Annotated in this window: 5 protein-coding genes and 2 pseudogenes; 6 read left to right on the top strand and 1 reads right to left on the bottom strand. The window is 42.1% G+C overall.

The genetic code is table 11. The features are described from left to right. Window positions 1–202: 202 nt before the first annotated feature. From F6K20_RS01990 to F6K20_RS01975, 4 genes and pseudogenes are all read left to right on the top strand, one after another. Window positions 203–748 (top strand): MBL fold metallo-hydrolase, encoded by a 546-nt coding sequence (locus F6K20_RS01990; RefSeq protein WP_287293488.1) that lies wholly within the window; start codon window positions 203–205, stop codon window positions 746–748. A gap of 471 nt (window positions 749–1,219) precedes the next feature. Next, window positions 1,220–3,433: pseudogene (gene clpB, locus F6K20_RS01985) on the top strand (ATP-dependent chaperone ClpB); the annotation flags it as partial. A gap of 4 nt (window positions 3,434–3,437) precedes the next feature. After that, window positions 3,438–3,746: pseudogene (locus F6K20_RS01980) on the top strand (IS630-like element ISMae25 family transposase); the annotation flags it as partial. A gap of 171 nt (window positions 3,747–3,917) precedes the next feature. After that, on the top strand, window positions 3,918–4,202 hold the full coding sequence (locus F6K20_RS01975) for a hypothetical protein (RefSeq protein WP_287249866.1): 285 nt from the start codon (window positions 3,918–3,920) through the stop codon (window positions 4,200–4,202). Window positions 4,203–4,235: 33 nt separating this feature from the next. On the opposite strand, the gene F6K20_RS01970 is transcribed toward F6K20_RS01975, so the two are convergent. Next, the gene (locus F6K20_RS01970) at window positions 4,236–5,249 is read right to left on the bottom strand and encodes an IS701 family transposase (RefSeq protein ID WP_287249868.1); all 1,014 of its coding nucleotides are present in this window, start codon (window positions 5,247–5,249) and stop codon (window positions 4,236–4,238) included. Between the two features lie 112 nt (window positions 5,250–5,361). Between F6K20_RS01970 and F6K20_RS01965 the strand changes: the two genes are divergently transcribed. Both F6K20_RS01965 and F6K20_RS01960 read left to right on the top strand, forming a co-directional pair. After that, a complete protein-coding gene (locus F6K20_RS01965; protein ID WP_287293484.1) occupies window positions 5,362–5,535 on the top strand; it encodes a hypothetical protein in 174 nt (57 codons plus the stop codon). Window positions 5,536–5,728: 193 nt separating this feature from the next. Then, window positions 5,729–6,700, top strand: a complete 972-nt coding sequence (locus F6K20_RS01960) for a YihY/virulence factor BrkB family protein (RefSeq protein WP_008185171.1) — start codon at window positions 5,729–5,731, stop codon at window positions 6,698–6,700. The last annotated feature ends 99 nt before the right edge of the window (window positions 6,701–6,799 follow it).

Genomic DNA, 6,799 nt, shown 5'->3' with positions numbered 1-6,799 from the left:
GATAAGTCCACATCCTGACCCATCATTTGGCTAAGCGTCTTTTTCATCTTGCCCGGGCTGTTTAGCTTCTTCATCATCGATTTCATCTCATTAAACTTTTTTAGAAGTTTATTGAGCACGCCATGACAAATTCGTTACTTGGGATGAGGCAGAGCAAACCTATCGAGTGACCCCACACCAGATAAATAACTACGTTACACAATTGATTTCTGTGCCTCGTCTTGGTATGGAGCATGCTGCTTATCGCATTGAAACGGATAGTGGTGCGGTATGGATTGATTGTCCATCAGCATTCAATCGAGACTTGGAGCCAGTAGAAGCTATCTACTTTACCCATAAAGATTTCATGGGTGCATCCAACCAGTATCGTGATTTATGGGAAGCTAAAGTTTATCTGCACGTTAACGATGCTGAGCATCCACTTGCCGAGCAATTTCCGATTGACAACAAAATTTATGGTGACTTCACCGAGCATGGCATTGAAGCTTTCTATATTGGTGGACATACACCGGGCTTCATGATATATATCTATGACTTGGTCTTGTTTATTGGTGACTATGCCTTCCCTCCAGGGTCTAGTATGCAATTCAACCCCTTTGGACCAAAAGACAAAACCCGTAAACGTGCATCACGGATACTAGATATTGTTTCCGAGAGATCCCTTGAGGTTGTATGTGGCTTCAACTTTTTTACTGACTTCGATAGCTGGCGTGAGGATTTCAATCACCTACTTGATACAGCTAGATAAATTCAAGAAGCGGTGTTGCTTAATAATGGAATGATTAACAAACGCCGAAATTAAAACCATTAACCATCTAGGATTAATAGCAGAAATTATCAATTTTTATCTGTTCGTACACATTGGAAACAGCATTTTGTAACTAGCAACTTGGGTTATTAAGGTGTTGCGCATTTAAATTGGTTATTATTCAGTCTCTTGATGCAGAGCGCGAGTGGGTGAAACCACGGCAGACCGCGAGTGGGGGAGACCCCCGCAGGTCGGCACTGCCTCCCCAAGACCGCGCTACATCCCTTGGAAAAAACACCGTCAAACCCTCTCCCCTGCTCCCCTGCTGTCAAAACAATAGAATTTAAATGAAAACCAGCTTAGCTGGCTTTGAGGACGGCAATATCCCAAAAAGAAGACGTGAAGACCGATCTATGGGATCGCACTGGCTTTTTTAGAATTGTGAACAGTTAGAGGAAAGAGTGATTAGAGATGCAACCAAGTAACCCTAACCAGTTTACCGAAAAAGCCTGGGAAGCGATCGCACAAACCCAAGATGTTGCTAAAGCCGCACGGCAACAACAAATCGAAACCGAACACTTGATGAAGGCGATGCTGGATCAAGATGGACTCGCTACCAGTATTCTGAACAAAGCGGAAGTCTCTGTGCCAGGGGTCAGGGAAGCCACGGAATCTTTTATCAAAAAACAACCTAAGGTTTCTGGTAATAGCGACTCCGTTTACCTAGGACGCAGCATGAATAGCTTGCTAGACCGAGCAGATTCCTATCGTAAAGAATACCTTGACGATTATATCTCCATTGAGCATCTGATCCTGGCTTATCTGAAAGATGACCGCTTTGGTAAGTCATTATTCCAGAAGTTTAAACTAGATGAAAATAGGCTTAAACTTACCATTGCTGACATTCGAGGGAATCAGAAAGTGACCGACCAAAATCCAGAGGGCAAATACCAAGCACTGGAAAAATATGGACGTGATCTGACAGAGGCGGCGCGGGAGGGAAAGCTTGACCCAGTTATTGGGCGAGATGATGAAATTCGGCGCACAATTCAAATTCTCTCGCGCCGTACTAAAAATAACCCAGTGCTGATGGGGGAACCTGGTGTTGGGAAAACTGCTATTGCTGAAGGCTTGGCACAACGGATTATAGCTGGTGATGTGCCTCAATCCCTCAAAGACCGACAATTGATTGCTCTGGATATGGGTGCATTGATTGCTGGGGCTAAGTTTCGGGGAGAGTTTGAAGAACGCCTGAAAGCAGTACTAAAAGAAGTTACCGATTCCCAAGGCAAAATAATCCTGTTCATTGATGAAATCCATACCGTTGTCGGTGCTGGTGCTTCTCAAGGAGCAATGGATGCGGGAAATTTGCTCAAGCCAATGTTATCAAGGGGTGAATTGCGCTGTATCGGTGCTACTACTCTCGATGAGTACCGCAAGTACATTGAAAAAGATGCAGCACTAGAAAGACGCTTCCAGCAGGTCTATGTTGACCAACCTAGTGTAGCTGATACTATCTCGATTCTACGAGGTCTAAAAGAACGGTATGAAGTTCACCACGGAGTAAAAATTGCCGATAGTGCTTTAGTGGCAGCAGCTACTTTGTCTACTCGGTATATTAGCGATCGCTTTTTACCAGACAAAGCCATTGACTTAATGGATGAAGCGGCAGCACGGCTAAAAATGGAAATTACTTCCAAGCCAGAAGAACTTGATGAAATTGACCGCAAAATTATCCAGCTGGAAATGGAACGGTTGTCTTTACAAAAAGAAACTGATCTCGCCTCCATCGAAAGGCTCGAAAGACTAGAAAAAGAACTGGCTGATCTTAAAGAAGAACAGCGTACTTTGAATGCCCAGTGGCAATCAGAAAAAGATGTGATTGACCGGATTCAGGGGATTAAGGAAGAGATTGATCGAGTTAACGTAGAAATTCAACAAGCAGAACGGGATTATGACCTCAACCGAGCCGCTAAGTTAAAATACGGCAAGTTAGCCGAGTTGCAAAAATCTCTGGAAACCGTTGAGCAACAGTTAGCTGAGAACCAAACCAGTAGTAAATCCCTGCTGCGGGAAGAAGTTACAGAAGCTGACATTGCTGAAATTATCTCTAAGTGGACTGGAATTCCGATTAGTAAGCTGGTTGAGTCTCAGAAAGAGAAGCTACTGCACCTCGAAGAAGAACTACACAAGCGGGTGATTGGTCAAGAGGAAGCCGTTACTGCTGTTGCCGATGCTATTCAGCGATCGCGTGCGGGATTAGCTGACCCCAATCGTCCTACCGCTAGCTTTATTTTCCTTGGTCCTACCGGTGTAGGTAAGACAGAATTGGCAAAAGCCTTAGCAGCCTATCTGTTTGACACCGAGGAGGCTATGGTGCGCATCGATATGTCTGAGTATATGGAAAAGCATACCGTTTCCCGACTGATTGGTGCTCCTCCAGGCTATGTCGGTTACGAAGAAGGAGGTCAGTTAACCGAATCCATCCGTAGACGTCCCTATGCGGTAATTCTATTTGACGAAATCGAAAAAGCACACCCGGATGTCTTTAATGTAATGCTGCAAATCCTTGATGATGGTCGAGTTACTGATGCTCAGGGGCATACCGTAGATTTCAAGAATAGCGTTATTATCATGACCAGCAATATTGGCTCCCAGTATATTCTGGATGTAGCTGGGGATGACTANTAAGACTTTTCCCGCCTCTGAAGCCCACAGTTTGGCACGGCGACGGTCGTTGATTCACACGCCACGCAATGGTAGTTGGCTTAATGTAGCGGAAACTGAGCTATCAGTACTGTCTCAGCAATGTCTTGACCGTCGGATTGCCACGGTTGAGGAACTAAAGAATGAACTTGATGCATGGCAACAAGAGCGCAACAGTAGTTCAGCCAAGGTCGTTTGGCGATTTACTACCGAAGATGCACGAGTCAAACTTAAACACCTATATCCTGTATTTGAACTTGATGAAGACCTAGAATCTAATGCACCAAATTAGCTGTGCCACGCCACTACGCAATATTTTAAAATATGAGATACACCCAAATTATTCAGCTACCACTAATTTTTTACTTAGATGATTAGTGGAAATTATGACAATTGTAAAAGTCATATTATTTAGCTAGTATTTCGTTAAAGATTAAACGTAAAATTTACTCGTGCTACAGTCATGCCAGAAGAAAAGTCTTCTCAACAAGTCAATTTCAACGTTGGTCAAATTTATGATAGCCAAGTTGTAGTAAATGCGGAGAAGGATACAACTCTGACCCAAAATAAACAAATTGGTAAAATTGAATCTTCTCAGCCATTGACTCAAGCCAATGTGGTTGAGGAGATTACTAAGCTTGAAGAACTGTTTCGCAGCTCACAGTTACCGGAGGCAGAGACATCTAAAGCAATCAAGTATTTAGAAGCTGCTAAAGAAGAACAGGACTTACGCAACTGGCACAACTAATGGTGGGGCTAGACTACGGCGAGAGTCTAATAACTAAACTATAGACATAGTAATGTCAGGACGTTTTAGTTGGTTAATTAAGTAATTGGAAAAGAGCCCATGCTTAATTTGATAAATTGTTTGACTACTTTTATAAGCCAAATTTTTGAGTCTGAGCCAAACTAAAATAGCACAAGCAATATGGTTTCTTTGAATACGACCCTTGCGACATTGACATGATTCAATACCAGTCAATTGTTTTAATTCTCGATGAAACTCCTCAACCTTCCATCGAACCTTACACTCTTTTTGTACAACGTCCGTAGAATTTTGAGATAAATCGTTTGTAGCGATAAAATCCGTTTTGTCGGTGGAGACACTTACCCGGAAAAGTTTCACTTTTTTGGAGGCGGTAAATTTTTTTATTTTTACTAATTTACCGGATTTTAACTCTTTTTCATCCCAAACTAATGATTCAATTCTTTGATAATCTTTTTGATTGCCAGTATCATCTACAAGTCGATTACGTTTGAGAGTACAATAATAATATTTTCCCAAATCCTCGATATATAACATTAATTTATTTGTGGCATACCAACTGTCCATCAATACAGTTCTAAATGGCAACTCCTTAGAATACACAAGGTTTTGGATATGCTCCAAAACATGTTCTATTTTTGTCTTACCATCCCGTTCTGGGTCATAAATACGATAGTCTACTACCCAAAACTTTTTGGTTTCGTGATTGACATATATGCAATTTATGAATCCAATTCCTTGAATTATACCATGGGAATTACCACTAGATTGTCGTTGGCTTATCTCTATTTTTCTAGAGTATCGTTTATCAATTACTGTGTCATCAAAAACTAGATAAGCTTGCTCATTTATTTCAATTAAGTCTTTGACATTATCCCACAGTAAGCGTGGGGTCAATTTATCATTTTTTAGATAACGGTTGATTTGATCATGGCTAATCTGCTCTAAATGTTCGGCTAAATTGGTGAGAGTATAATTGAGGTGGCTACTTAATAAGTATTGACAATAGTTAAGTTTAGTAAATTTCATCACTAACTGAATTTTTTAAAGCACCCTCCTCTGATTTGATCAGAAAATTTAAAAAACGAACGACCATTAATTACTATTACTAATCTGAAAAAGGGCTGATCACAGACGGAGCTTGACTATAGTACTAAAGTACTATAGTCAAGCTCCCCACTGTGCCAGTTGCGTAAGTCCTGAAGAAGCACAAGGAGAAGAGCCGGATAAGGATTTTGCTGCTAAGAATTTGCAAAAGGCTTGTACAGCTCTCAAAGGTTTAAAAGAAGCTGGTGAAACGGTTTTTCGAGATTAATGAGAATTGAAAGTCTGGGTAAAAGCCCTTGGCCTTTGGCTGATAGCTGACGGCTGATAGCTGAATGCTTAGGATTAACTGACTTATGAAACCATAGTTGGTTAACCGGGATCAATTGTCAATCTAGAATATTCTCAGGCATTGTCAGGTATTTCCAACTGGAACGATGCCGATATAACTAAGCCCAGGAGTTATGAGACCAGGAGTGATGGTGATGAATCCCAAGGCTATTTTAGGACTGCTTAAAGAAACGTTTAAAGAATGGAAGGAGGATAACGCATCTCGACTAGCAGCAGCATTATCCTATTACATGATTTTTTCCCTAGCGCCAGTGCTCATAATTGCGATCGCAATTGTGGGGTCTATTTTTGGGGAAGAGGCGGCTAAGGGCGAGATTGTAGAACAAATCCAAGGATTGGTTGGGGAACAGGGGGCACAGTTTATTCAGACAGCAATTACTAATGCCAATCGGCCTGATGCTAGTGGGGGGTTGGCTTCCTTGATTAGTATTGTGGTGCTGTTGTTCGGTGCATCTGGGGTATTTGGCGAACTCCAAGATGCCTTGAATACGATTTGGGATGTGAAGCTGAAACCAGGACGGGGCATCTGGGGTATTTTGAAAAAACGGATTCTTTCGTTTCTGACCGTGCTGGGTGTAGGACTTTTTCTGCTATTATCCGCTGTGATCAGTACTGCCTTATCCGCTGTGAGGTCTTATAAGAGCGAATTTCTCCAGGAACTGGGTTTACTGTGGCTCTACCAACTTGACTTTGTCTGGACAATTCTGGACTTGCTGGTGTCCTTTGGTATTCTTAGCCTGATGTTTGCTCTGGTTTACAAGTACTTGCCAGATGTGAAAATTGCCTGGAAGGATGTCTGGGTTGGAGCAATTATCACTACCTTACTGTTTAACTTGGGTAAATGGCTATTGTCATGGTATCTCGGCAGAAGCAGTTTTTCTTCAAGTTACGGTGCTGCTGGTTCTTTGGTGGTTTTATTGGCTTGGGTATACTATTCCTCTCAAATTATCTTTTTAGGAGCTGAATTTACCCAAGTTTACGCTAAAATATTTGGTTCAAAAATCGTTCCCGATGACCATGCTACCCCTCTCCCGGCAGTAGGTCAGTTGCCCAGTATCGAGGAAAGGGATAACCCAAGATCGTAGGAACAGTGAACAGTGAACAGGGAACAGGGAACAGGGAACAGGGAACAGGGAATAGGGAATAGGGAATAGGGAATAGGGAATAGGGAAAAAATCCTATGT

The sequence above is a fragment of the Moorena sp. SIO2C4 genome (assembly GCF_010672485.1).
Taxonomy (GTDB): Bacteria; Cyanobacteriota; Cyanobacteriia; order Cyanobacteriales; family Coleofasciculaceae; genus Moorena; species Moorena producens.
Note: the sequence above shows the minus strand (reverse complement) of the source record. Positions and strands in the feature narration are given on the sequence as shown.

Bases quoted from the DNA above. Each gene is read 5' to 3' on its own strand.
- F6K20_RS01975 (WP_287249866.1), top strand. From the start codon at position 3,918: ATGCCAGAAGAAAAGTCTTCTCAACAAGTCAATTTCAACGTTGGTCAA.
- F6K20_RS01970 (WP_287249868.1), bottom strand. From the start codon at position 5,249: ATGAAATTTACTAAACTTAACTATTGTCAATACTTATTAAGTAGCCAC.
- F6K20_RS01960 (WP_008185171.1), top strand. From the start codon at position 5,729: ATGAGACCAGGAGTGATGGTGATGAATCCCAAGGCTATTTTAGGACTG.